The following is a 23,148-nucleotide window of genomic DNA, read 5'->3' as shown; positions in this document are numbered from 1 at the left end:
GGCACACCGATCAAGGGAATGGCGGCGGGCGCGATTCGTGGAGCAATGACCTTCTCGCCCCGTCGCCCGACGGCGGGCAGACGGGGCGCGCACACCGTTGCAGAAGGAGACGCGCGCTTTGGAGTCCCGCGCGGTGCGGGACGTTTGCCTCGCCGCCAGTGAAGTGGCCGGCGCGGCAGGGGGAAGCGAGGATCAGGACGCCTTGGAGGCAGCGCGCCGCTTGCGCGGTGCGCTGCGCCGGCCCGTCGGGGACTCGATCGGCAACGTGCCCTTGCAGTCCGGGTAGCGCGAACAGGACCAGAACGCGCCGCTCTTGCCCGTGCGCTGCTGCATCGGTGCGCCGCACTGCGGGCAGGCCGGCGCCGGCGGCAGCTTGAGCGAGAGCGTTGCGCCGCGGTACTGCTGCACGAGCTGGCCGACCCACACGGACTGCTTCTCGATGAAGGTGTCCAGCGCCATCTGGCCGGCCTCGATCATGTCCAGCGCCTGCTCCCACACCGCCGTGGTGCCGGGGTCGGCGATGGCCGAGGGCACCGCGTCGATGAGCGTGAATGCCGCGTCGGAAGCGCGGACGGCGCGGCCTTTCTTGACCAGGTAGCCGCGACCGATCAGACCGTTGATGATGTTGGCGCGTGTCGCCTCGGTGCCGATGCCTGTGGTATCTCGCAGCTTCTGTTTCAGCCGCGGGTCGGTCACGAACTTGGCGACAGTCTTCATGGCCTTGATCAGCTCGCCCTGCGTGTAGGGCTTGGGCGGCAGCGTCTTCAGCGCCTTGAGATCCACCTTGCCGACCGGGCAGGACAGGCCCGCATGCAGCGCCGGCAGCACCTGGCTGCGCTGCGCATCCTCGCCGTCGGCATCGTCCGGCCCCGGCGTCGCCAGCACCTCGCGCCAGCCGGTGACGGCGATCTGCTTGCCCACGGCCGCCAGCGACTGACTGCCGCACGAGAACTGCGCTACCGTCCGGTCGAACTCATGGTGCGGGAGGAACTGCGCGAGGTAATGAGCGCGGATCAGCCGGTAGACGGCCAGTTCCTTCTCGTTCATGGCCGACAGGTTGGCGGGCTCCAGCGTCGGGATGATGCCGTGGTGAGCCGACACCTTGCCGTCGTTCCAGGCGCGCGAACGCTGGTTGCGGTCGAGCTGGCCGATCAAGGGCCGCAGGCTGGGATCGGTGGCGAGCAGTGCATCGAGCACCGCCGGCACTTCCGCGAGCATGCTTTCGGGCAGATATCCCGAGTCGCTGCGCGGATAGGTCGTCGCCTTGTGCGTCTCGTACAGCGCCTGCGCGATGTCCAGCGTCTCCTGCACATCGAGGCCGAGCTGACGCGAACACACTTCCTGCAAGGTGCCCAGATCGAATGGCAGCGGCGGTGCCTCGCGCACGCGCTCGGTGTCCACCGACACGACCTGCGCATCGCGTGCCGCGCGAATGCGATCCGCAGCCTGCTGCGCCACCGGCTGCTGAAGGCAGCGACCCGCTGCATCCGTGCTGCCTTCGGGCGGTATCCAGCTCGCGGTGAAGGACCGGCCGGCATGGGATAGCAGCACATCCACGGCCCAATACGGCATGGAGACGAATCGCGCGATCTCGCGATCACGATCCACGACCAACTTCAGCGTCGGCGTCTGCACGCGCCCCACCGACAGCACGCCGGTGTAGCCGGCCTGCCGACCTAGAAGCGTAAACAGCCGGCTCAGGTTCATGCCGATCAGCCAGTCGGCGCGCGATCGGGCGAGTGCGGAGAAATACAGCGGCAGCGTCTCGGCGGACGGCTTGAGCGCACCCAGCGCTTTGCGGATCGACGCATCGTTGAGCGCCGACAGCCACAGGCGCTGAATCGGCCCGCGGTAGCCGCACAGGTCGATGATCTCGCGGGCGATCATCTCGCCCTCGCGGTCGGCGTCGGTCGCTATCACCAGCTCGCCCGCCTTGGCGACGAGCTGCTGCACGACCTTGAATTGCGCCGCGGTCGCCGCCTTGGGCTCGACACGCCAACGCTCAGGAAGAATGGGCAGTTGCTCGATGGCCCAGCGCTTGTATTGCTCGCCGTAGCCTTCGGGCGGAACCGCCTCTACCAGATGACCGATGCACCAGGTCACGACGACACCCGCGCCGCTGTAGCAGCCGTTGCCGCGTTGACCGGCACCCAGCACACGGGCGATGTCCTTGCCCTGGGACGGCTTCTCGCACAGGAAAAGGCGCATGAAGCCTCCTTGGAAATGTGCGGTTCATCGGATGGGCGTCAGCTTGGCGGGGCCAGGAGATGCCGGCAGCAAGGAAGTCGATTGATGCAGACACCGCTTTGTGATCGGCAGGCGGTTCGTTGCCGCAGCGGTGTGCATAGATCGTAGGAGCTGGCACAGCAAGAGCGTCGTTTCGGGAGGGCGGCTGGAACTCCGTGGACGACCTTGGATCTATCCCCTTGGGATAGCTCGCTGGTGCATCGCGGGCGTATGACGGTTGCTACAGTCGCCCTCGGGGGAACGGCGATGGGCGAATTACTGTCCGCCGGCCGGCTTGGTGCTGAGCGCCACCGAATCGATGCGGTACGGCAGGATGCCCACGCGCCGCGCCTCGACCTTGAACGTCACGCGCTCGTTCTCGTCGGCGTCCTCCCATTCGTCGCGCACGGTGCGGCCCTCGACCAGCACCCGCATGCCTTTCTGGTATAGCGTCTTCCAGTGCTCGGCGTCGCGGTGCCACAGCTCCACGGGCGCCCAGAAGCCGCCGCGATCTTCGTACTCGCCGTCCTTCTTCGGGATCGGGTTGTCGAAGTAGACGTTCAGGCGAAGCAGCCGGCGTGGCTCGTCGTTGCCGTTCGGAAATTCGCGGTAGTCCGGCGCAGAACCGATGTTGCCCTCGCCGACGAAGTGCGTGCTCATGGAGACTCCTTGGTGGTGGGTGGAACGGATGCGGTATGCCCGTGGACGCGCCGCAGGTAAGCCGCTTCGGCCTGCGCGGCCTTGTTGGCGCATTCCAGGGCTTGGCGGGCGATGCTGTGGGTCAGGCTGATCTGCATGTTCAGCACGATGCGCTGCAGTTCGATCGCGTACAGATCGTCGATCAGCGAGGCCGGCGTCGCGGGGTTGGCCAGCAGGGCCTCCCACAACGCCACGCCCATGGAGGAACGGTCGAGGTTGCGCCAGCGCAGGAAGGTCGTCCCTGCGCCAGTGGCCTGCTGGGCCAGTTGCACGTCGAGCAGACTGAATGGATAGGCGCGCGCCTGGGGCAGCACGCGCCGCTGCGCCAGGCCAATCACGTCGTCGCGCAGCGCTGCGCACTGGCTGGCCCAGGTCTCCAGACTCCCCTTACCCTTAAAAGGCTGTAAAAGGCCTTTTAGGTAGCCTGCGTGTTCCAGCCGCTGGAAGTCCGCCTGTTCCAGCGCCACGAAGCGCGTGGAGTGGCTGATAGGGGGCGATGCTGTCATGCGCCAGCACCCTCATCGCCCGCGGCACCATCGGCTGCGCCACCCGTGGGAGCCTGCGCATCGGGCACGATGGCAGGCGCAGCAGGCGGCGTGCCGGGCTTGTTCGACCGCCGCGCGATGGGTGGCGCGAAGCGCGAGCGGCGCGTGCCTTCCAGCACGTCCTGCGGCAACTCGCCGAACTTCTCCAGCGCCGCTCGCGCCGCCGCGTTCTTCGCCGCGAAGTCGTCGCGCGTCGTGCCCGAGTAGCGGTACTGCTGGGCCAGCGAGAACAGGCTGCGCAGCGCGTGCGCACCATCATTGAGCCAGCGCTCCAAGGTGCTGCGGTCGATCAGCGCCGTGTGGTGCGCCAGGATGAGCTTGCGTGCCAGGTCGTCGTAGTCGGCCAGCAGATACACCGCCATGAAACCGAGCTGGGCGTTCACGAACAGCGGCAGCTTCACCGGCTGCACGTTCATGTTCTCGCCCAGGGACAGCGCCGCTGGCACGTCGGCCAAGGCCTGATCCACCTGTTCGCGCAGGGTCTGCAGACGGGTCTTGGTGTCGGCGAGCTTGTCCTCGATCCGCAACATCCACGAGTCCGAGTACGGGTCGTCCTGCTCGGCGCCGCGCTTCATCTTGTTCATGGCGCCGATGAAGCCGTTGAGACCGATGATGCCGGGGCGCCCCTCGGTCGGCGCACGGCCGTGCCAGATGCGCGAAGCGTGGTGCGTGTGCAGCGTCAGCGACATCGCGCTGCGCAGCGATCCGAGATTCAGTTGCAGGGGTTCTGTGCGTTCGTTGGCCATGAGAGCGACTCGCGGTGAAGGGGCGAGTCGCCAGTATCGGCATCGGCCGGAAGGCTGTCAGTCAACAAACCGCAGCCCATGCGCGCCCGGTTTGTTCCGCACGGAAGGCTGTGTGTGCCGGCTATCCCCTGGGGATAGCTCGGCGGACTTGTTCGCGGCTCGCGCGGAGGTGAGACCGCGTTGCGGGGCTACGCCTCGCGAGGTCTGTACCAAGCGGCCCGTTGCCCCTCCACCTCACGGTAGCGAAGCTCGAACAGGCGGCACTCGTGCACCACCTGCCGCCAACTGCTGCAGCCGTAATTGGCTGGAAGCTGCTCGGGATGCCGGTCCGCGATCCAGCGGCCAGCGGCGGCGATCGGTGTCCAGCCCTCGACGGCCAACTGCGCGGCGGCCTCGCGTAGCGCACGAACGATGCCGGCGGCCGGCCAGTCCACCGTGCCGTCCGGCGCGATGCCATTGACCACCAGGTCGTGGAACACATCCGAGTGGACGAATTCCGCTGCCAGGCGCCGCGCCTGATCCATGTGCTCGGCCCAGCCGCGCAACTGCTCGAAGTGCTGATCGATGCGCGTGTAGGCGGAACCGAGTTCGTCCTGTGCAGCGCGGCACCCGTCCACGGTCCATAGATCGTGCTGGTCGATGAAGTGGTGCACCAGTGTGTTGCGCAGCGATACCAGGTCTTTGAGGTCGGCCTGGGTCTTGGCGTAGTCCTGCGCAGACAGGCTCAATTGCACGCGCGTGCGAAAGGAGATCACGTCGCCGGGAAGATCGTCGTCGCGTTCCTCGCCGCCATTTCCATCGGTGACGACATACGAACCAAACAGTTGTCCGATCAACGTGCCCAGGGTCTTGGTCGCGGCATCTTCAATCCGCGCTGCGCGAATGGCCTCCAGCGAATGCGCCGGGCCTGAAATCTCGTGGTGGGCCACGATGGCTTTCATGAGGCGCTCGTATTGTTGAAGGCGCAACAGGCATCTGCCCAGCAAGCGCTGAACGTCTGGCTGTAGTGGTTGCAGTGCGTTTGTGACGGGGAAAGTCGTCATATCCATCGTTGGCCGGGCTCGTGCGTGGCTGTCCTCGTTTGATTCACAGGCGACAGTTTCGCCTGTCGTTCGGCGGGCAGCAATCGAGCACGGCGGAAGGGTGTTTGTTCCAGCTATCCCCTGGGGATAGTCAACATCAGCGATCACGCAAGGCTTCTCGGAGCTGAGCCAGGTAGGCACGTGCCACCTCGGGATCAGCCGCACGGGATGCTGGCGGTGACGAGGGCGCAGGTGACGGGGGCGCTGGCGGCGTCGATGCACTTTCTCCGGCCCAGGCCTTGAACTCCCCGCGGATCGCCTTCTGGATGATGCCAAACAGGTAGCCGGCCGGGTTGCGTACCGCGCTGTTGTGGCAGCGTGCCGCCCACTCGTCGAGAACGGCCTGCCTCTGCGCCTCGTCCACCTGCTGCAGCGCCACCAGCGCGCCGGCCTGCTGCTCGTCCTTCAAGCGCAGGAAACGCTCGGGCAGCCGCAGGTTCTGCAAGGCCCTCGCGCGCGGTACTGTACGTACTTCATTTATACGATCATTACGTACTGTACGGTCCTCCTTCGGAATCCAAAGAGAGCCGTCCGGCGCGGGTTTCGGTCCTGCTTCGGATTCCGAAGACGGGCGCGCAGCATTCCGAAGAAGGGCTTCCTGGCCTTCTTCGGATTCGTGGTCCGCACCCTCCTGTGGATAACCTGGCGTCGTCCAGCCATGCCGCGCCATGCGCTGCGCCAGCACTTGCAGACGGGTCGGCAGCGTGCGCCCGCTGAGCAGCGGGTCTTCGGCGATCTCCCGCAGCGTGTTCATGCCCACGACCTGCACCGCCTTCGCCGCGTGCGTGAGCGCCTGGCTCACCAGGCCCAGGTAGTCCGGGTCGAGCTGCATCGCCTCGAAGGGTGACAGCGGTTCGTCGTGCAGCACGTAGAGGTTGCCTTGGATACGGCCGGTCTTGGGATCGCGCCGCCGCCGCACCAGGCTGAGCCAGCGCGTCAGCCGCAGCAGCGTCAAGGCGCGCGCCACGGTCTCGTGCGAGGCTTGCGCCGCACAGGGCATGGACGCCAGATATGGGCGGAGCTGGTCGTAGGTGGGAAAGGCGGTCACGCCGTCGTCGTTGAGCTGCAGGCGGAACACCTGCCAGGCATTGCGCTCCAGCGGCGTCAGGCGCCGGTCGAAGAACAACGCGCGCGGCACGCTCTCGTGCCGGTTGCCGCTGTAGAGAAAGCCGTCCTGGCTCGGCGCCGTGCCCTGCGCCGGTTCCTTCGGCTCAAGGTGCCGCAGCGCCTCGTCGAACAACGCCGACAGCGCAACCGGGCCATCACGCCGTGGAGCGTCGCCCGTCGTCATGACCTACACCAGCCCCTGGTCGACCCAGTTCCGTATCGCCGACCAGATCACCGACATGGGCAGGGTCATGGCCTCGGCCAGGTCCATGGTCAGCGCCAGCATCGCCATGTCGTCGTTCAGTGCGATGTGCCGCTCCGTGATGCCGGCCTTCCAGCGTTCCCACAGGGCCACGTCCTGCGCCTCGTCGAGCACCGGATGCCGACCCTTACGCTTGGGCAGCCCGAGGATGTCGCGGCGCAGCGCCACTTCCTGATGCGTGAGGCCGTAGAACTTGCTGACCATCTCCGTGCTCGCCCCCAGGCGCAGCATGCGGTCCACCGTGGCGATCTCCCGCTCCACGTCGTGCACCTGGCTCAGCAGCCGCTTCAACACTTCCCGGTTCACCGACACCGAACACCACGACACCGTGGCATTCACCAGCATGCTCACGAGTTCTGGGTGCTTCAGCGCATCCAGCTCCTCCTCACCGAAGCCCATGGCCTTGCAGCGGCGCAACTGGCCGTTGCGCAGGTCATGCAGGGCCTGGGCGATCACGGCCTGGTTGAGCGGGTGCGGTGCCGACATACGGGAGCCTCCTGCGCTCAGGAATCCTGGCTCGCTACGCCGGCTTCCAGATCCAGCAGCCGACGCGCCAGGCGCAGCAGACGGAACAGCTTTACCAGCCCGGCATCGCTCAGGCGCGTGACCAAGCCGCCGTGACCATGCAGCAGCGGCCCAAGGTCATCGGCCAGCCGCGCGCTGTCCAGCCCGGTCGCGGGTGCCGGCGCGGTGCTCAGCGCGTGCAGCAGGGTCAGCATCGCACGCGCGAACGCCGGGAGCGCCTTCGCCTGGCCCACGGCCGGCGTCACGCAGACGAAGCCGATGCCGCCATCGCTGGCTTCGATGTGGTCGCCCACCGCCGCTTCCCCCGCGATCTCGCGAGCGAACTGCGAGATATGCACGCGCAGGCGATCCGGCACGTCCAGGCCCGGCTCGATGTACCAGACATCCGAGATGGGATAGAGCCCGCCGACCTGCACGGGGATCGCACGCAACGCATCGGCCTCGAAGTCGGGCAGCTTGTCGCCGAGCTGGTCCGCGACCATCCGTTGGATGGACTGCAGGCGCTCGGTGGTCGGTGCCGGTGTCACGATGTGCCCTTGCAGGCGCTCGTCGTGTTGCCCGTGCTGTTCCTCCGGCGCTCCGGGCGATGCAGACGGTGTCGCTGCTGGCGCCGGAGGCGTGGCGTCGCGCGGCACAGACGAGGCGGGTGGCTGCTGAGGCGCGGAGACCTGCGGGGGAGGAGCAGCAGGCACGACAGGCGCTGCCGGTGGCGTCGGCACCGCTGGTTCGCTGGTCAGCGCACGCTGGCGGCTTTCGCTGTCGTTGATCTCCAGCGCCAGCGTGTCGTAGTCCGCTTCCAGCAGCTCGGCCATCTGGCCCACCAGCTCGTCCTGCACCCGCTGCGGCGAGAAGTCGTCCGGCTGTGTGTCGAACTGCGTCAGTACGTCCTGAAACAAGGTGGCGAAGTCCACGGCCACGGTGCGGCCCAGCGCACGCCGCTCCCAGGTGCGCTCGCACGCCTTGCGCAGCACCGCGAGCCGGTCCACCTGATGCCGGCCCAAACCGCCGTACAACAGCGTCGGGATCGCCGGCAGCAGATAGCGCACCGCATCGTTCATGCGGCTGATGTGTGACTGCGGCACCGGATAGCCGTCGGCAGTCAGCCGCCGCGCGAGTTCGCTCTGCGACAGCGCCTGGCCGCTTTCCTGCTCGTAGAACTCGCGCGCCTTCTCGATGCCCAAGGCCCGCTCGATGAAGGTCAGCCCGCCGCGCAGCTCGTTCTCGGCCAGATGCCCGGTCAGCGCCACGATTTCGCCGCGCGCCGGCCACGGGCGGAACAGGCACGCAATGCGGAAGAAGCGTTCCTCCTTGGTCTCGCTCCACAACTCGCGCAGGATCGCCAGCCGCGTGTTGCCGCCGTTGCGAATGATGTAGTGCGCCTCGCCCGGCCTGCGCGTGATCGCGGGGGGCGCGTCCAGCCCGCGTTCGCGGATGGACGCCTTGATCTCCGCATAGGCCGGGTTGCGCGTCACGCGCGGGTCGTGGTCGTAGGGCCGCAACTGGTCCAGCGTCACCACCATCGGCGTGTCGGCGATGGGGTCGCTCAAGGTCGCGGCCGAAGGGCCGCTGCGCTCGAAGCCGGTGGCCAGCAGCTTGGCAGCCATGTCCTGCGGCGTCAGCTCAGCCACGGCCGTTCTCCTGCGCCTGCCGGTCGGCGCGGCGAAGTTGCGCGCGGGCATTGCGGTCGGCACGGTGGTCGCTCGCAGTCGAACTGGTGTAGATCGACGCGCAGCCTGGTTTCGTGAATTTCAGGTGCCCGCCGGACGTGCGCACCACGCGCCAGCCTTCGCCCAGCGCGAACTCGATCAGCGCGCGCAGCCGTTCACGGCCGCGCGCCAGTTCATGTGCGCTCGCCATGGCTGGCCCCTCCCGCATCGGCCCGGCCGGTGACCAGCGCGAAGCGCTCCCGCCACGCGGGGAACAGCTCGCCGGCCAGCGTGCGCATGGTGTCCAGCGCCGCGGGCGCCGTGCGCCCAGCCGGCCGCCGGTACTCCACCCGGTGCACCGGCAATCCTCGTGTCGCAGCGCGCGGATAGGCTTCGATGGCCGGCACGTTGGTGTCCAGCACCTGCACGCCGGCCTGTTCCTGGAACACCTGTCGCAGCGCCTGCTGGACCAGCCGCGCGTTCGACGACACCGGATGCACGCGGTTGATGAGCAGGCGCAGCGGCGGTGGCTCGATGCCCAGGTGCCGATACGGCGCGATGTCCTCGATCAGTTGCAGCGTGCCGCGCCGCAGCTCGCGCGCCGCGAGGATCTCCGGCGTCACCGGCGACAGCGCCAGGTCGGACGCCAGCACCGCCATCTCCAGCAGCACGCTGCGCGCGCCCTGGGTGTCGATCAGCAGCAAGTCATAGTGCGTGCGGAAGACGGGCAGCAAATGGCGCAGTCGCAGGCGCCCATCCGGTGCGTGCAGCAGTAGCGTGTTCAGCTCGCCGCGGTCGTCGTTGGAGAGCACCAGGTCCAGGCCCGCGATCGCGGTGCGCGACACCAGTTGCTCGATGCGCCGCTCGTTGAAGGCCAGCATCTCGTAGATGCCGCCGGGCGCGCGCACGTCCAGCGTGAAGTAGCTCGACAGCGTGGGCTGCACGTCCAGATCCAGCAGCAGCACGCGCAGCCCGGCATCGGCGATGAAGCCGCCCAGGTTGGCTGCCGTCGTGGTTTTGCCCACGCCGCCCTTGGTCGAAATGATGGACACCACCTGCATGAGCTTCTCCTCGTCGAATGGCATGAACCGAGAAGAAGCGTCAGGCGCGTTCTTTGAGGCGATCGGCGATCCACTGTTCGATCTCCACCGAGTCCCAGCCCACCGCGCGCACGCCCAGGCGCAGCGCCTTGGGGAACTTGCCTTCCTTCATCAGGCTGTAGATGTGCGCGCGCTTGAAGCCGGTCTTGGCTTCGACCTCGGCGCGGCGCAGGATGCGGTGTTCGGTCGGTGCTGCCGTGGCGGCGGTCTGCGAAGACATGAGGGTCACTCCTTAACGCTCAGTGGCGCTGATTGGCGTGACTCGAATTAAGAACGCCGCGTTGAAGAAAGACACCGCAAATGCGGTATTCGCGACCGCAGATACGGTCTGGCATCGCTCAGGAAGTTGTGCTCTGCAAATTGCGCCGAGCCAGTGCGAACTTGGCCTGCAGGGTGCGCTCGGTGATGCCCATCGCGTTGCCGTGGTGCGCCACCATCGCGCTGATGATGGCCTCCTGCGTCAGGAAGCTGGAATACGGCATGCCGCTGGGCGACTTGCCCAGCAGCAGCGTCAGTAACCCGCCAACGATGTTCAGGTAGGTCGATTCGCTGCGCGGCCCCGGCGTGTTCGCACGCTCCGCGTCGGCCGCGCAGGCGGCGTGCGTTCTGAGCAGCGCCTCATGCTCGGCGCGCAGCGTCTCGTGCACGCCCAAGTGTTCCGCCAGCCGCGCCTTGATCGCTTCCCGCTCGACCAGCAATGCGCCCACTGTGTCCAGGCTGATCGCCGGGTGAAGCGCACGCTCGATCTCATCGAACAGAAACGCCGGTTTCTCGCCGGGGTAGTAGTGCGCCATCCAGGCTTTCAGATCGACGTGCCGCACCGTCAGCGACGAGTCGTCCATCGCCAGGCCTTGCGTGTCCCGCCCCAAGCCCTCCTTGCCATACGGCATCTCGCCGTGAGCCAGCGCATCGAAGATTCTTTCGGCGTTCAACCGCAGCATCGGCCAGCGCGGAAACTCCGTTGCCTCCGGCAGAGGCCGCTGTCCCAAGGTCGCCAGGATGCGCCGCTCGAAGCGCAGCAATCCGCTCCAGCGGATTGCCGCCTCGATCGGGCGGTAGTAGGTCTTGGCGCCATCGGCCAGGCTGCTCGACTTCGGCATATCGCGCGCCTCCATTCGTCATCGCACCGAGTCCAAGCACGCGCACCCGCCGTACAGGCGGCGTGCGTGGCTGTCCAGGAATCTCCGGGCGAAACGAGCAGGTGGCGAAGCGGCGAAGACCGTGGCATCGTTGATGCCGCCGGTTTCGTTGCGAGATGCGCGCCTTGCTGCGCATGGCGCCATCACTCACAATTCGCAAGCCGCGAAACACGCTGTCACCAGCGTCATTCGCGGGCACCATGCTTGACCCGGATAACCAGGCCAAAGTCTTTGCAGGGAAAGAGGCCCAGTAAAGCGCGATCAGCTCAACACGCCAGAGCCGATGCGCATACGGCAAGCACTGTTGCGCCGCGCGTCTTCGCTGTGACGCGCCACGATGGGCATGCGAAGTTGCTCGCAGGATGCCAACGGCAAGCGCGAGCAACGCCTGAGTGCAGCGCGCCCGTGCACCGCCAATGGAATCCCGCTGTGGCAAAACAGGTCTGGCGCTTTGACCAAAATGGAATCGGTCAACCCGCCTGAGGCAGCCTCATGCGAGCCGTTGCGTATCCAACGGCATATGGCCGACACGCTGCGCACGGTCGATGAAGTGGCGCAGCGGCTCTGACATCGCGCCCTCGGGATGTAGCAGGTAGGTCGTCAACGCCGCCGAGTCTTCATCCAGCGGCCGGACGATCACGTCCGCCTGCCGGCATGCCACCACGTGCGCCGCGGTGGAAAACCCCACGCCATAGCCGGCCGCCACCAGGGCCAGCATCAGCGAGTGGGTTGTCACGTACTCGGCCACGACCGGCGGTGTCTCCACCAAGCGCAGAAGGCGCTCGCATTGCCGGCTGCACTCCTGACAAACCTGCGGGTGGCACAGCACCAGCGGGTAGCCCACCACCTCTTCCAGCGGTACCCGCTTGTGCGCCAGCAAGGGGTGCCGCGCGGGTATGGCCACCACCAACGGGTCTTGCCACACCGGCCTGGCGACCACCCCGGCCTCCATCTCGCCGGCCATCGCAAAGGCCGCGTCGTAGAGGTCGTTGCTCAGCCCGCCCACCACCTGCGACAGCGGCGCCTCGAACAACCGGATGCCCACTTCCGGCGCCTCCTCCCGGCACAGCGCGAGCAACGCCGACAGCCGGGTCCGCCCGACGCCGCCGGCCAAGGCGATGCGCAGGGTGCCCCGGTGTCCCGCCGCCACCGCCCGCGCCTTGGTCTGGGCTTGCTCAAAGGCCAGCAGCACGCGCCGGGCCTCCTCCAGGAACACCTGCCCGGCCGGGGTCAGGCGCACGGTGCGCGGCGTGCGCTCCAGCAGCGTCACGCCCAGGTCCGCCTCCAGTTGGCGGATCGTGCGCGACAGGGGCGACTGCTCCACATGCAGGCGCCGTGCCGCCCGGCCAAAGTGCAACTCCTCGGCCACGGCGATGAAACAGCGAAGATGGCGCAAGTTCATGTATTTCCCCCCAGAAAGTGGAGTCCATTCCTCTGGCCGTAGGGAACCGCATGTGTGGGAGGAAAATAAAGTGTCATCCTAACTACAGGACCCTGCAACGTAGCAATTCCTGCAAAAATCCATTTAAAACAATGACTTATTTCAATTCTGCCATCTGCAAGCGTTTTGTGGGGATGGAGGCCGGAATCATTAAAGTATCATCCTAATTTTCGCTCAACCTTGGAAAATGCTGAGAATCGTAAAAATAAAGTTTCATCCTTTCCGCTACTAGTTCAAGGCTTTCTTCCGGCCGCCGGCAACAACGCTGCTTGGCTGAGGCGATCCACTTGCGCTACCGCTCACTGATCAGATCGCACTTGAACTCGACGAGCAGCCAACCATCAGGCCGAGCGTGATCGCCAAAAAAAACGGATCATGCGAAATCCTTCGTTGAGTTTGGCGCGGGTTTTTAGCAAATCAGCTGGCCCGCGATCCGGTTGAGAGTGATCCGAAGCGGTCGTTGACGACCGGCACAAATCGGGCCAGAAGCTGCCTTTTGATACGGAAAAGAATTCTTCATGTGGGACTGGGTTAAGTCCTAACCCAGCCCCGCTTCGCATGACTCAGATTACTCGTTTGATAGCGATGTAATCGCCCTCGGTGCGCAGCGTAACGGTCACAGGTTTGTTGGTGCGATTGCGCCAGAACCAACCGTGATTACCGTCAAAGGCTGCCTCCAGCACACCCTTATCTTCGGGTGTGGCGCGTCCCTTGCCATAGCCATGGTAGAACTCACGCGGTGCATTGTAGGGGTCGCCATGGGTGTCGTAATTCACCACGCCGCCATTAGCCGTCCAGAAGTAGTTGACCTTGGTGCCCTTGAGCATCTCCACTTTGATCTCGGCGCCCTGGCCGGGAGCTAGGGAAAAGCTCATTTCATGCTTCTGTCCCTGCTTTTCAGGCTCCACCACCTCGGCCGCTGCTGGCTCGCTAACCACAACAGTCTCAGCTGCAATCTCCACTGCAGCAGGCGTAACAGGCGCAACGGCAGCGACAGATGTTGCGGCATCCGCAGCGGCCTCTTCGGCCAACTGCAGTTTGACTTCGGCCATCTGGGTCAAGCCCAGCAGTCGGCCGGCTCCAGTCGGATCGATGGCGTATTCCGCCGGCATAACCACAGTCACCAGCAGCACGGCGGCGGCGATCAGCGCCAGTACGGTTGAGCGCAGCAGCTGGCGGCTGGTCGGCAACTCGCTCTGGGTTGGAAGTTGGCTATTGAACATATTGAAAATTCCTTACTGAGAGACGATCAGGCCGGTGAGCTGGTAACCCATCAAGAGGAAACCGGCGCTCATCATGGCAACGTTGGCGGTGTAGGCATGGCGCCAGAAGCTGGCGGTACGCCGCCAGTAGCCCATGACAATCAGAATGGCGCTCAAGGCCAGGAGCTGGCCGATTTCAACGCCGACGTTAAAGGCAATCAGATTGGGAATCAGGCCGTCGGTCGATATTTCGTATTCCTGAATCTTGGTCGCCAGGCCAAAGCCATGCAGCAGACCGAAAATCAGCGTGGCGCCTTTGGTATTGGGCTGATAACCAAACCAGCGCTGAAATGCGCCCAGGTTATCCAGCGCTTTGTACACCACCGAGAAACCGATAATGGCGTCGATCACATAGGCGCTGATGCTGACTTCCGCCAGGACCCCGAACAACAGCGTCACGGTATGGCCCACCGCAAACAGGGTGACGTAGAGGCCCACGTCTTTCAGGCGATAGAGAAAGAAGATCACCCCAAAGAGAAACAGCAGGTGATCGTAGCCGGTGATCATGTGCTTGGCGCCCATATAGATGAACGGCAGCAGCATCACCCCGGAGCTTTCCTGGATAAAGCCCTTGTCGCCCTCGGCAACAGCATGGGCCAGTGCCTCAGGCATACCGAGAAACAGTAATGCCGCGAACAGCAGCAGGAGTAACGAGCGCGTCGGACGCACAACAGATGCGCCCATTGCGCTCATAGATAGCGAATGCATGGTTAAGTCCTAAATTAAAGGGAGCTTGAGCCGCACAGCGGCCTGTATCAGAGAATGAAGCTGGCCCGTGGGGGCCGCTCAATCAGAAAGAGCGGGCCCGTAGGAAAGAAATAGTGCGGAGCTTCAATCGGCAAGCGGCCTTCTGACACGGCATCAAGGCTGAGCAGGCTGCTCAGGTGCGGCGTTTCATGCACATGGTCTGCAGTAAGCGGGGAATGGAAATGATCGGAACAAGCGGCGCAGGCAAAGGCGCCGTCGCCGTGCGCATGGAAATGCGCATGCTCATTGTCGGCCAAGACGGACTGAGAAGCCCCAATAAATAGCGCAGAGGTATGCCCGGCCCAGGCCATCAGAATGGCAAGAGCAAGGGCAAAAATAACCTTGGCACTGATGGGTTTACTGAGCATGCACTGGCTCGGTTGAGGCTTGAATAGTGAATTTTTTGACAGGGCTGCAGGTTTGCCATATCCCCCCCAGGGGGATAGCATGCGAGGGTAATTCATCGACGCACGAGACTCAAGGCATGAGCGAGCAGGCACACGCCCATCAGCACCAAAGTCATAGCGATATCATCAAAAGGTTGAAGCGGGCTGAAGGCCATCTGCGCAGCATCGTCGGCATGATGGAGGACGGTCGTCCTTGTGTTGACCTAGCCCAGCAATTGCATGCGGTGGAGAAAGCAGTCTGCCAGGCCAAGCGCACCCTGATTCAGGATCATATCGATCACTGCCTTGAACATGCCGTAACTGCGGCCAGCGAGCGTGGCGAGAACACCGCGCTGGACGACTTCAAGCTGATCACCAAATACCTTTGAGCGACTGCCGCCAGCCCTGCGGAGCCTGACATGACCTGGATTTTTACCAAGTACCTGATCACGGCTCTGGTCGTGATCCTGGTGTCTGAAGCCGCCAAATACAGTGACCGCATCGGTGGGCTGATCGCGGCCCTACCGATGGTCACTGTCCTGACTCTGATCTGGTTGTATGTCGAGCAACAGCCAGAACTGAAAATCGCCAATCATGCCTGGTACACCTTCTGGTATGTAATTCCTACCCTGCCGGCACTGTTGGTATTTCCGCTCCTTTTATCGCGATTGGGCTTCTGGTTGGCATTGGCAGGCTATGTAGTCGCTACGGGGCTCTGCTTTGCTCTGTTCGCAGTGGTGATGCGACGCTTTGGCGTGCAGCTGCTGTAAGGCTGAAGCGTACTAATTGCTCCGCTTGTCTCACTGTTTTTCCTGATATCCCGCGTGACTGCAACTCCAGAAAGAGATGGATTTATTTCATGGGGCAGACTGTCTGCTTTTGGCCGATTGCTGCCTGTCGTGGACGACCGTTTAACTTCAAAGCCTGACTGGATTGCAAACTGCTGACACGCGTAGATTCTGTTTTCGACTCGTTTAATGCCGTCGATGCCAGGCCATAAACAGAGAGGAAACAACCGCTCGAAAATTCGAGCCATAGACTCTAGAGCCAGTGGGTAGTCGGAGTCATGTTCCTGCAACCATCAAATCCAGATTCTGCACCGCCGCTCCAGCGGCTCCCTTCCCAAGATTGTCAAACACCGCAGCCAACAAAACCTGCCCCGTCTCATCATTTTCACACACCACCAATCGCAAACTATCAGTCCCGTTAAGCGCCTGAGGATCAAGGCACGTCAACCCTTTGGCCTCCTGCATCGACATCACCTGTACATGGTCCGCATCGACGTAGTGCTGCATAAGACACGCATGCAACCGCACCGCATCCACGCCCGGCGCCAACAAGCGAAGTTGCAACGGTATGGTCAGCACGATCCCCTGCCGAAAAGCCCCATAAGCCGGCACAAACATCGGCCGCTCCATCAGACCGCTTTGCTGCTGAATCTCCGGAATATGTTTGTGTGCCAGCCCCAGACCATAAACCTGAAACGCGGGCGCCTGTGATGCGCCCTCTCCCTCATGCTCTTGCACGCCAACGCGCCCTTTTCCGGAATAGCCCGACACAGCATGAATGTTCGTCGGATAGTCCCTGGGCAGCAACCCGGCCTCCAGCAATGGGCGCAGCAGCCCTATCGCCCCCGTGGGATAGCAACCGGGATTGCTGACCCGCCGTGCCGTGGCGATGCGTTGGGCCTGCTGCGAGTTCATCTCCGCGAAACCATAGGTCCAGTCTGGATGGGTGCGGTGCGCCGAACTCGCATCGATCACCCGAACGGCGGGGTTTTCGATGCTCGCTACAGCGTCGCGTGCGGCTTGGTCGGGCAAGCAGAGAATCGCGATGTCGCAGGCGTTGATGATTTCGGCGCGACGTTGCGGATCCTTGCGATGTTCGGGGCTGAGCGTGATAAGCCGCAGATCGGTCCGGTCGCGTAGACGTTGATGGATTTGCAACCCGGTGGTGCCTTGGTCGCCGTCGATGAATATAAGAGGACTTGCCATGGAATGCTCTCGGACATAGGAAATCAGGAGTTCCAATCTTCAGTGAGGGGCTAAGATAGGAAAAGTTGAATTTCTAAACGATGAAATTCAGCTTTTCTGAACAAGGAGTGACTCATGCGCGAAATCAGCCTGGACCGTCTGCGCACGTTGGTGGCCATTGCCGACCTGGGTTCGTTTGCCGAGGCGGCCCGTGTGCTGCACCTCGCGCCACCCACGGTCAGTTTGCATATTGCCGACCTGGAGTCGCGGGTTGGCGGAAAGCTGTTGTCGCGCACACGTGGGCGCATTCAGCCTTCGGCGATTGGAGAAACGCTGGTGGAGCGCGCGCGGCGCCTGTTGGCGGATGCGGAGCAGGCGCTTGAGGACGTGGAGCGTCAGGTGCAGGGCTTGGCCGGGCGTGTGCGGCTGGGTGCCTCCACAGGGGCCATCGCACAGTTGATGCCGCAAGCTTTGGAGACGTTGGGCCAACGCCATCCCGCTATCGATGTGCAGGTCGCGGTGCTCACGTCGCAGGAAACTTTGAAGAAGCTTGCCGAGGGCTCTTTGGAGATCGGTCTGGTCGCGCTGCCACAGACCCCGGTGAAGGAATTGCGGATCGAGCCATGGCGGCGGGACCCGGTCATGGCCTTCTTGCCGGCTCGCTGGGAATGCCCGGATGTTGTGACCCCCGGTTGGCTGGCCGCCCAGCCATTAATTCTGAATGACAAAACTACTCGGCTTTCGCGCTTGACCTCGGAGTGGTTCGCCAGTGATGGACGGCAGCCCACGCCGCGTATTCAACTGAACTACAACGATGCGATCAAAAGCCTAGTGGCGGCCGGTTATGGTGCGACGTTGTTGCCGCATGAAGCCTCCACGCCATTGCCCGATACCAGGATCGTCATGCGGCCATTACAGCCCTTATTGTGGCGTCAACTTGGTATTGCCCACCGTGGTGGGGACGTCGAGCGGCCTACGCAACATGTGCTGGATGTGTTGTGGGGGTTGAGTGCGGGCTAGGGCGATGTTGTCAGAGAAAGGACCGCTTTCGACCCGGTCATACGGTGATTGAGGTCCCAGGCGTCAGCTACCGCACCTGAAGCCGTCGTTCATCGCTCCAAAGCCGGTGCCTGTCTCCGTTCGCCCAGGCCAGGGTGTCGTAGTACTTGTGCAGCAGCTCGGTAATGGCGGCGGTGTCGTCGGTCATGGGGTTTCCTTGGGGTTGGCGGTGAGGACTGCCTGGACGCGTGCTTGCAGCGCGGGCAGCACGTCTTGTTGGAACCAGGGGTTGCGCACCAGCCAGCGATTGTTGCGCGGGCTAGGGTGAGGCAGGGGGAACGCTTGCGGCCAGTGCTCGCGCCAGGCTTCGACCACCCGGGTGAGCGGCGTCTTGCCAGTACCGAGGTGGTAGTCCATGGCGTAGCTGCCCAGCACGATGACCAGCGACAGGCGCTCGAAACGCTGCATGAAGGCTTCGCGCCAGGCGGGGGGCGCACTCCGGGCGTAGCGGCAGGTCACCGCTTTTGCCGGTGCCCGGATAACAGAAGCCCATGGGCAGAATGGCGATGCGGGTAGGGTCGTAGAAGGTGTCGCGGTCCACGCCCAGCCAGGCGCGCAGACGCGCGCCGCTGGCGTCGTCGAAGGGCACGCCTGAGGCATGGACCCGGGCCCCCGGTGCTTGGCCGGCGATGAGGATGGGCGCACTCGGGTGAAACTGGAAGACCGGCTGCACGCCGTGTGGCAGATGCGGTGCGCAGCGCGTGCAGGCGCGGACGTCGGTCAGAAAGGCGTCGAGTGTCGGCATGGCGCGCTTCCGGAAAGGGTGGCTCGCGCAGGACGGAGGTGCCATCCTGCGCGAAGCGTAACCCGGCAGCAAGTCAGTGCTGGGTCAGTGTCGGATAGCCCTGGATGAATACGCGGTCGGTCTTGGCCGCCGGCACATGGCAGCCCATGCAGTCGGCTTCGTAGCTGACGGCGACATTCTTGGCGGGGGCGTCGGCCTTGAACAGCGCCCAGCCCCAGCCGTCGCCCCACAAGGGGTTGCTGGCGAAACGGCCTTTGGCGTCCTTGACCATCACGAACCACACGGCCGCATCGGAACCCCAGACCACAGGGTTGCCAGTGGTCATGGCGCTGGTTTCGAGCTTGCGGATCTCTTTCACCAGCGTGGCGCCGTCCAAGAACTTGCCGGTCTTGCGGTAGTGCTCGGCCGAGGCCTTTTCGGTGTACACATCGTGCAAGCCGCGAGAGGCGGATTTTTCGTCCAACACCGCATATGAGCCCAGGTGGACGAAGTTTGTGCGGAAGTCTGTGGGGCGGCTGATGCCGCCCTGGCTGTCCACATAGGGCGAAAAGTCGCCGGCCGTGACGGCCAGTGGCAGGACGAGGGCGCTGGCGAGCAGAGCGCCGGTGAGTGCGATTTTCATCGTGTTCTCCTTATATGCCTATGGAGATCAGACGGCGACCACGGGGAAATCCACCGTGGTGTCGGCGATGTGGTTGGTGTAGTTGGTGAGCGTGTTCAGCGCGACGTTGGCGATCACTTCCAGTATCAGGCCGTCGTCGAGCCCCGCGCGGCGGTAGTTGGCCATGGCGTCGGCCGACACCACGCCGCGTTGCTCGACCAGCGCGCGGGCAAAGCCGGCGATTGCATCGTCAAGTGCGTTGGCCGCCTGGCCGGTGCGGGCCGCGGCGATGGCCTCTGCCGACAGTCCGGCACCTTTGCCGATCAGGGTGTGTGCGCTCAGGCAATACTGGCAGCGATTGGCTTGACCGGCAGCGAGCGCAACGATCTCGCGCTGGGAGGCATTCAGGCGGCCGGTGCCCAGCGTTTCGGACAAGCCGAGGTAGCCATTGAGCGCCGCCGGCGCGTGGGCCAGCGTGGCGAACAGGTTCGGCACCATGCCAAGCTTGGCTTTGACGGCCTTGAGTGTGGCAGCGGTAGCGGCGTCAGCGGTGTCGATGGTCAGGGGGGCGATTTGGGTCATGTCTATCTCCGTAGTGGGTGAGGTGCAAGAGCACGTGGGCATGATCGCCCTTTGTTTGGTACGATATGGCACGTAAAGTATCAAATACGTAACCTATCGTCTTATATGGAGAGTGGAATGGCGGATCGACTGGCCGGCTTGCTCCGGCACTACTCGCTTTCGGCGCGCGTTTTTCACAGCGGCGCCTTCTGTGGGCAGCATCATTACGCGGCGCCGCATGGCTATATCCATCTGGTGCGGCGCGGCCCGATTACGGCGCGTTCGCCCGTGCATGAAGATCTGCTGGTTACCGAGCCGAGCCTGCTGTTTTATCCGCGCGTGGCGTCGCATCGTTTTGTCGCCGCCCCCGGCGATACCGCTGAGCTGTTGTGTGCGGAGGTCGACCTGGGCGCTTCGACGGGCAATCCGTTGGCCATGGCCTTGCCGTCGATGCTGCTGATTCCGTTGGCGGACTTGCCCGGCCTCGGGCCGACGCTAGAGTTGCTGTTTGCCGAAGCCGAGCGCGACCAGTGCGGTCGGCAGGCCGCCATCGACCGCTTGTGCGAGTTGCTACTGATCCAGTTGCTGCGTTATCTGATGGATGGGCGGCTTGGCGCCACCGGACTGCTGGCGGGCCTGGCCGACCCGAAACTCGCGCGCGCCATAACCGCCATGCACGATGCGCCGCAGACCGCGTGGTCGCTCGAGGCGCTGGCGGCGAAGGCGGGCATGTCACGCGCGCGCTTCGCCGCCGCGTTCAAGGACGCGGTGGGCGTCACGCCGGGCGACTATCTGGCCGACTGGCGGATGAACGTCAGTTGCACCCTGCTCAAGCAGGGGCGGCCGGTGGCGGTGGTGGCCGACCGCGTCGGCTACGGCAGCCCGAACGCTCTGGCGCGCGCCTTCCGCGTGCGCATGGGCTGCGCCCCGCGCGACTGGCTGGCGCAGCAGCGCGGTGACGCGGCGCTCAGCGGTTCGTGAGTTTGAGTTCGATTCGCCGGTTCTTGGCGTAGGCGGCGCCGGTGTTGCGCTCGTCGAGCGGGTGAAATTCGCATCACGCCGGAACAACTGGCGGAACTCCAGGTGGCGATCCGTCAACGGCTGGTCAGTCTGTTCGTGCGGCGCGGCCGGCTGGACAAGGCTGAGTCAGTGGCGCAGGTAGCTGGATGACGCTGTCCCGCCCTGAGCCGACGCTCACAGGCGGGGATTTCCAGTGTCGTCATTGTCGGCTATTGGCCGAAAGCGGACCAGCTATCGGCCAAGAGATGCCTTTCGCGAATAGCTGAACGCCCCGAGAGCGCATTGGGCCGCTCGGCGCGGAATTGGTGAAAGGCTGGTGACTGGCCTGTGTTGGCTCGGTCAGACTTCGGGCAGCCTCACCCTAGTTGGGGCTAACTGCTTACCGACCATCAGAGGCAAGCCAACAACAACTGCCGATAGTGCTGAGAAAAACTGACCTGATAGCTCGGCTCAGCAGCAAAATCCCCCAGCGAGTAGGCACCCGCCAAACCTGCACCAAGACTTTGCCCGGCCTCGCCTCCACCGCAGCCATCGATATCGCAGGTAGCCCCCATCCCACCAGCCATCGAACCAGAAGAGGCAGCGGGCATCTTCACCCGGCTCAGCACTGCCAGGTCATCCGGCAGATCATCCGCAATGCGCTCCGCAAAGCGCCGCAATGTTGGCTCCGCCAGCATGAACAGCCAAGCCTGATCATCGGACTCGCCCATCCGCCGCAGCACGCGCCCCAGGACTTGCCGGTAGTGCAGCTCAGTACGGATGCGGCTGAGGTAGCAGCACACCTGCAGGCGGGGGATATCCGTACCCTCGCTGATCATCCCTACTGCGATGATCCAGCGGCAATCGCTGTGCCTGAATGCATTGATCACCTGTTGAGCATCCGGAGTCCGGTTGGTCACTACGCGGCAACCTTCTCCTCTAGCTTCCAGAGCCTGAGCAATCTGCAGGGCGTGCTCGATATCGGTGGCGACCACTAGACCAGCCGCATCCGGCTTGATCTGACGAAGCTCATCCAGCTTGGCGCATCCCAGACCAAGCAGTTGATCGATTACTTCGTCATGGCGCAGCAGTTCTTCGAAGGTGACGGGGGATTCCCCCAACAGCTTGGCGATGCTGGGGAACAGCCTGACGGTGCTCTCGGTCTCCAGCTCCTCCGTGAGCTTCACCTTCTGGTTGTCGAGAAGGACGATGCGGGGCACGCGGTGTTGACGCTCGTTGAAAACTGACCCACCTACGGGGCTGCTGCTCGCGCAAAACTGACCCACGCAAACACACTGCCCTGCTCGATGAACGAGCGGGGAGAGCCAGGAGTGATGAGCGTGGCGATGTTGGCCAAGATCAGACGGATGCACCTGCGCGATGGTCTGTCCATCCGCGAGGTGAGCCGGCGCACGGGGCTGTCGAGGAACACCGTGCGGCAGTGGTTGCGCAGTAAGCGTCCGGTGAAGGCCGCTATCGTTTGAGCCTGAAGGTCAGAAAGATGGTGTCCACTGGCTGAGGGAGTGGACACCGATGAAGGGAGCGGAAGGAGTACTGGTCGCGGGGCTGGTTTCGTCGTCGGATGCGGACGGCCGGCGGGTGTACAGCGAGTCGGGCAAGCGTGCGCTGGTGGAGCGGGCGCTTGCGCCTGGTGTGTCGGTGTCGCGTCTGGCGCTGGACCATGGGGTGAATTCGAATCTGCTGCGCAAGTGGATCCGGCGCTATCAGGGTGTCAGCATCCGGCCGGCGCGACAGGCGGGGTCACCGCGGCTGCTGCCGGTGGTGACGGTTGAGCCGGAAGCTGTGCCATCGCCCATCGCGCAGGTGACGCCGCCGCCGTCGTTGCCGTCGATCGAGATCACCATGGCGGGCGTCACGGTGCACGTTCGCGGTGCGGTGGATGCGCAGTCGCTGGGCACGGTGCTGGACTGCCTACTGGCGCGACGATGATCGGGCTGCCGGCCGGCACGCGGGTGTGGCTCGCAGCCGGGATCACGGATCTTCGGAAGGGCTTTGATGGCCTGTCGGCGATCGTGCAGGAGGCGCTGCGCGACGATCCGTTCTCCGGCCATGTGTTCGTATTCCGGGGCCGGCGCGGCGACATGATCAAGCTCTTATGGTGGGATGGCGACGGTCTGTGCCTGCTGGCCAAGCGTCTGGAGCGGGGCCGATTTGTCTGGCCGAGGGCGGAATCTGGCCGGATCCATCTGACGGCCGCCCAGTTGTCGATGCTCTTGGAGGGGATCGACTGGCGGCATCCGGAGTGGACCACGAAACCGCTGAAAGCCGCCTGATTT

General features: G+C 64.2%; 25 protein-coding genes and 3 pseudogenes. 7 read left to right on the top strand and 21 right to left on the bottom strand.

The window, feature by feature from the left end:
• Positions 1-192: 192 nt before the first annotated feature.
• From C3942_RS11285 to C3942_RS11205, 16 genes are all read right to left on the bottom strand, one after another.
• Positions 193-2,208 carry a DNA topoisomerase III gene (locus C3942_RS11285; RefSeq protein ID WP_018076215.1) on the bottom strand — a complete coding sequence of 672 codons (2,016 nt, stop codon included), beginning with the start codon at positions 2,206-2,208 and terminating at the stop codon, positions 193-195.
• Between the two features lie 294 nt (positions 2,209-2,502).
• On the bottom strand, positions 2,503-2,886 hold the full coding sequence (locus tag C3942_RS11280) for a single-stranded DNA-binding protein (RefSeq protein ID WP_023083180.1): 384 nt from the start codon (positions 2,884-2,886) through the stop codon (positions 2,503-2,505).
• The gene (locus C3942_RS11275; RefSeq protein ID WP_019486762.1) at positions 2,883-3,431 is read right to left on the bottom strand and encodes a DUF3158 family protein; all 549 of its coding nucleotides are present in this window, start codon (positions 3,429-3,431) and stop codon (positions 2,883-2,885) included. The genes C3942_RS11280 and C3942_RS11275 overlap by 4 nt, the downstream gene beginning before the upstream one ends.
• Positions 3,428-4,216 (bottom strand): PFL_4669 family integrating conjugative element protein, encoded by a 789-nt coding sequence (locus tag C3942_RS11270; RefSeq protein ID WP_019484524.1) that lies wholly within the window; start codon positions 4,214-4,216, stop codon positions 3,428-3,430. The genes C3942_RS11275 and C3942_RS11270 overlap by 4 nt, the downstream gene beginning before the upstream one ends.
• A 188-nt stretch (positions 4,217-4,404) precedes the next feature.
• A complete protein-coding gene (locus C3942_RS11265) occupies positions 4,405-5,157 on the bottom strand; it encodes an OST-HTH/LOTUS domain-containing protein (RefSeq protein ID WP_041589616.1) in 753 nt (250 codons plus the stop codon).
• Between the two features lie 238 nt (positions 5,158-5,395).
• Positions 5,396-6,589, bottom strand: coding sequence for an STY4528 family pathogenicity island replication protein (locus tag C3942_RS11260; RefSeq protein WP_023121162.1), 1,194 nt, complete (start codon positions 6,587-6,589; stop codon positions 5,396-5,398).
• A 3-nt stretch (positions 6,590-6,592) separates the two neighbouring features.
• Entirely contained in the window at positions 6,593-7,153 is a 561-nt protein-coding gene (locus tag C3942_RS11255) for a DUF2857 domain-containing protein (RefSeq protein WP_010792177.1), read from the bottom strand.
• A gap of 17 nt (positions 7,154-7,170) precedes the next feature.
• Positions 7,171-8,820 (bottom strand): ParB family protein, encoded by a 1,650-nt coding sequence (locus C3942_RS11250; RefSeq protein WP_104230464.1) that lies wholly within the window; start codon positions 8,818-8,820, stop codon positions 7,171-7,173.
• Positions 8,813-9,049: a type II toxin-antitoxin system HicA family toxin gene (locus C3942_RS11245; RefSeq protein WP_013982111.1), complete on the bottom strand. Its 237-nt coding sequence runs from the start codon at positions 9,047-9,049 to the stop codon at positions 8,813-8,815. Before C3942_RS11245 ends, C3942_RS11250 begins: the two co-directional genes overlap by 8 nt.
• The gene (locus C3942_RS11240) at positions 9,033-9,899 is read right to left on the bottom strand and encodes a ParA family protein (RefSeq protein WP_104230463.1); all 867 of its coding nucleotides are present in this window, start codon (positions 9,897-9,899) and stop codon (positions 9,033-9,035) included. The genes C3942_RS11245 and C3942_RS11240 overlap by 17 nt, the downstream gene beginning before the upstream one ends.
• 40 nt (positions 9,900-9,939) lie before the next feature.
• A complete protein-coding gene (locus C3942_RS11235; protein ID WP_018076211.1) occupies positions 9,940-10,158 on the bottom strand; it encodes an AlpA family transcriptional regulator in 219 nt (72 codons plus the stop codon).
• Positions 10,159-10,276: 118 nt separating this feature from the next.
• On the bottom strand, positions 10,277-11,038 hold the full coding sequence (locus tag C3942_RS11230) for an ATP-binding protein (RefSeq protein WP_165797419.1): 762 nt from the start codon (positions 11,036-11,038) through the stop codon (positions 10,277-10,279).
• A gap of 529 nt (positions 11,039-11,567) precedes the next feature.
• Positions 11,568-12,479 (bottom strand): LysR family transcriptional regulator, encoded by a 912-nt coding sequence (locus tag C3942_RS11220; RefSeq protein WP_104230461.1) that lies wholly within the window; start codon positions 12,477-12,479, stop codon positions 11,568-11,570.
• 602 nt (positions 12,480-13,081) lie between these two features.
• The gene (locus C3942_RS11215; protein ID WP_058192530.1) at positions 13,082-13,741 is read right to left on the bottom strand and encodes a hypothetical protein; all 660 of its coding nucleotides are present in this window, start codon (positions 13,739-13,741) and stop codon (positions 13,082-13,084) included.
• A gap of 12 nt (positions 13,742-13,753) precedes the next feature.
• Positions 13,754-14,488: a HupE/UreJ family protein gene (locus C3942_RS11210; protein ID WP_104230460.1), complete on the bottom strand. Its 735-nt coding sequence runs from the start codon at positions 14,486-14,488 to the stop codon at positions 13,754-13,756.
• Between the two features lie 47 nt (positions 14,489-14,535).
• Entirely contained in the window at positions 14,536-14,895 is a 360-nt protein-coding gene (locus C3942_RS11205) for a hypothetical protein (RefSeq protein WP_104230459.1), read from the bottom strand.
• A 116-nt stretch (positions 14,896-15,011) separates the two neighbouring features.
• Here C3942_RS11205 and C3942_RS11200 point away from each other — a divergent pair, with 116 nt between their 5' ends.
• Entirely contained in the window at positions 15,012-15,302 is a 291-nt protein-coding gene (locus tag C3942_RS11200) for a metal-sensing transcriptional repressor (protein WP_058192535.1), read from the top strand.
• 30 nt (positions 15,303-15,332) lie between these two features.
• Positions 15,333-15,683, top strand: a complete 351-nt coding sequence (locus C3942_RS11195; protein ID WP_058192536.1) for a DUF3147 family protein — start codon at positions 15,333-15,335, stop codon at positions 15,681-15,683.
• Between the two features lie 294 nt (positions 15,684-15,977).
• Here C3942_RS11195 and argC read toward each other — a convergent pair whose 3' ends face one another.
• A complete protein-coding gene (gene argC / locus C3942_RS11190) occupies positions 15,978-16,907 on the bottom strand; it encodes an N-acetyl-gamma-glutamyl-phosphate reductase (protein WP_003465021.1) in 930 nt (309 codons plus the stop codon).
• 114 nt (positions 16,908-17,021) lie between these two features.
• On the opposite strand from argC, the gene C3942_RS11185 reads away from it, so the two are divergent.
• A complete protein-coding gene (locus tag C3942_RS11185) occupies positions 17,022-17,906 on the top strand; it encodes a LysR family transcriptional regulator (RefSeq protein ID WP_003465017.1) in 885 nt (294 codons plus the stop codon).
• Between the two features lie 183 nt (positions 17,907-18,089).
• Here the strand turns inward: C3942_RS11185 and C3942_RS22960 are convergent.
• The 3 genes and pseudogenes from C3942_RS22960 to C3942_RS11165 form a co-directional block, all read right to left on the bottom strand.
• Positions 18,090-18,690 (bottom strand): annotated as a pseudogene (locus C3942_RS22960) (uracil-DNA glycosylase family protein).
• A 73-nt stretch (positions 18,691-18,763) separates the two neighbouring features.
• Positions 18,764-19,312, bottom strand: coding sequence for a cytochrome P460 family protein (locus C3942_RS11170; RefSeq protein ID WP_003465000.1), 549 nt, complete (start codon positions 19,310-19,312; stop codon positions 18,764-18,766).
• Between the two features lie 27 nt (positions 19,313-19,339).
• Entirely contained in the window at positions 19,340-19,873 is a 534-nt protein-coding gene (locus tag C3942_RS11165; protein WP_020309197.1) for a carboxymuconolactone decarboxylase family protein, read from the bottom strand.
• 117 nt (positions 19,874-19,990) lie between these two features.
• On the opposite strand from C3942_RS11165, the gene C3942_RS11160 reads away from it, so the two are divergent.
• Positions 19,991-20,833 carry a helix-turn-helix transcriptional regulator gene (locus C3942_RS11160; RefSeq protein ID WP_023444849.1) on the top strand — a complete coding sequence of 281 codons (843 nt, stop codon included), beginning with the start codon at positions 19,991-19,993 and terminating at the stop codon, positions 20,831-20,833.
• A 428-nt stretch (positions 20,834-21,261) separates the two neighbouring features.
• Here the strand turns inward: C3942_RS11160 and C3942_RS11155 are convergent.
• Positions 21,262-22,074, bottom strand: a pseudogene (locus tag C3942_RS11155) (DEAD/DEAH box helicase); the annotation flags it as partial.
• Between the two features lie 117 nt (positions 22,075-22,191).
• Here C3942_RS11155 and C3942_RS22285 point away from each other — a divergent pair.
• From C3942_RS22285 to tnpB, 3 genes and pseudogenes are all read left to right on the top strand, one after another.
• Positions 22,192-22,305, top strand: a pseudogene (locus tag C3942_RS22285) (helix-turn-helix domain-containing protein); the annotation flags it as partial.
• A 79-nt stretch (positions 22,306-22,384) separates the two neighbouring features.
• Entirely contained in the window at positions 22,385-22,801 is a 417-nt protein-coding gene (gene tnpA, locus C3942_RS11150; RefSeq protein WP_104230457.1) for an IS66-like element accessory protein TnpA, read from the top strand.
• Positions 22,798-23,145, top strand: coding sequence for an IS66 family insertion sequence element accessory protein TnpB (gene tnpB, locus C3942_RS11145; RefSeq protein WP_104230456.1), 348 nt, complete (start codon positions 22,798-22,800; stop codon positions 23,143-23,145). Before tnpA ends, tnpB begins: the two co-directional genes overlap by 4 nt.
• Positions 23,146-23,148: the final 3 nt, after the last annotated feature.

This window comes from Solimonas fluminis, from assembly GCF_002930645.1.
Classification (GTDB): Bacteria; Pseudomonadota; Gammaproteobacteria; order Nevskiales; family Nevskiaceae; genus Solimonas_A; species Solimonas_A fluminis.
The sequence above is the reverse complement of the archived record's forward strand: the minus strand, read 5'-3'. Positions and strand labels throughout refer to the sequence as shown.

Coding starts and splice junctions, on each gene's coding strand:
- C3942_RS11285 (WP_018076215.1), bottom strand. CDS start 2,208: ATGCGCCTTTTCCTGTGCGAGAAGCCGTCCCAGGGCAAGGACATCGCC.
- C3942_RS11280 (WP_023083180.1), bottom strand. CDS start 2,886: ATGAGCACGCACTTCGTCGGCGAGGGCAACATCGGTTCTGCGCCGGAC.
- C3942_RS11275 (WP_019486762.1), bottom strand. CDS start 3,431: ATGACAGCATCGCCCCCTATCAGCCACTCCACGCGCTTCGTGGCGCTG.
- C3942_RS11270 (WP_019484524.1), bottom strand. CDS start 4,216: ATGGCCAACGAACGCACAGAACCCCTGCAACTGAATCTCGGATCGCTG.
- C3942_RS11265 (WP_041589616.1), bottom strand. CDS start 5,157: ATGAAAGCCATCGTGGCCCACCACGAGATTTCAGGCCCGGCGCATTCG.
- C3942_RS11260 (WP_023121162.1), bottom strand. CDS start 6,589: ATGACGACGGGCGACGCTCCACGGCGTGATGGCCCGGTTGCGCTGTCG.
- C3942_RS11255 (WP_010792177.1), bottom strand. CDS start 7,153: ATGTCGGCACCGCACCCGCTCAACCAGGCCGTGATCGCCCAGGCCCTG.
- C3942_RS11245 (WP_013982111.1), bottom strand. CDS start 9,049: ATGGCGAGCGCACATGAACTGGCGCGCGGCCGTGAACGGCTGCGCGCG.
- C3942_RS11240 (WP_104230463.1), bottom strand. CDS start 9,899: ATGCAGGTGGTGTCCATCATTTCGACCAAGGGCGGCGTGGGCAAAACC.
- C3942_RS11235 (WP_018076211.1), bottom strand. CDS start 10,158: ATGTCTTCGCAGACCGCCGCCACGGCAGCACCGACCGAACACCGCATC.
- C3942_RS11230 (WP_165797419.1), bottom strand. CDS start 11,038: ATGCCGAAGTCGAGCAGCCTGGCCGATGGCGCCAAGACCTACTACCGC.
- C3942_RS11220 (WP_104230461.1), bottom strand. CDS start 12,479: ATGAACTTGCGCCATCTTCGCTGTTTCATCGCCGTGGCCGAGGAGTTG.
- C3942_RS11215 (WP_058192530.1), bottom strand. CDS start 13,741: ATGTTCAATAGCCAACTTCCAACCCAGAGCGAGTTGCCGACCAGCCGC.
- C3942_RS11210 (WP_104230460.1), bottom strand. CDS start 14,488: ATGCATTCGCTATCTATGAGCGCAATGGGCGCATCTGTTGTGCGTCCG.
- C3942_RS11205 (WP_104230459.1), bottom strand. CDS start 14,895: ATGCTCAGTAAACCCATCAGTGCCAAGGTTATTTTTGCCCTTGCTCTT.
- C3942_RS11200 (WP_058192535.1), top strand. CDS start 15,012: ATGAGCGAGCAGGCACACGCCCATCAGCACCAAAGTCATAGCGATATC.
- C3942_RS11195 (WP_058192536.1), top strand. CDS start 15,333: ATGACCTGGATTTTTACCAAGTACCTGATCACGGCTCTGGTCGTGATC.
- argC (WP_003465021.1), bottom strand. CDS start 16,907: ATGGCAAGTCCTCTTATATTCATCGACGGCGACCAAGGCACCACCGGG.
- C3942_RS11185 (WP_003465017.1), top strand. CDS start 17,022: ATGCGCGAAATCAGCCTGGACCGTCTGCGCACGTTGGTGGCCATTGCC.
- C3942_RS11170 (WP_003465000.1), bottom strand. CDS start 19,312: ATGAAAATCGCACTCACCGGCGCTCTGCTCGCCAGCGCCCTCGTCCTG.
- C3942_RS11165 (WP_020309197.1), bottom strand. CDS start 19,873: ATGACCCAAATCGCCCCCCTGACCATCGACACCGCTGACGCCGCTACC.
- C3942_RS11160 (WP_023444849.1), top strand. CDS start 19,991: ATGGCGGATCGACTGGCCGGCTTGCTCCGGCACTACTCGCTTTCGGCG.
- tnpA (WP_104230457.1), top strand. CDS start 22,385: ATGAAGGGAGCGGAAGGAGTACTGGTCGCGGGGCTGGTTTCGTCGTCG.
- tnpB (WP_104230456.1), top strand. CDS start 22,798: ATGATCGGGCTGCCGGCCGGCACGCGGGTGTGGCTCGCAGCCGGGATC.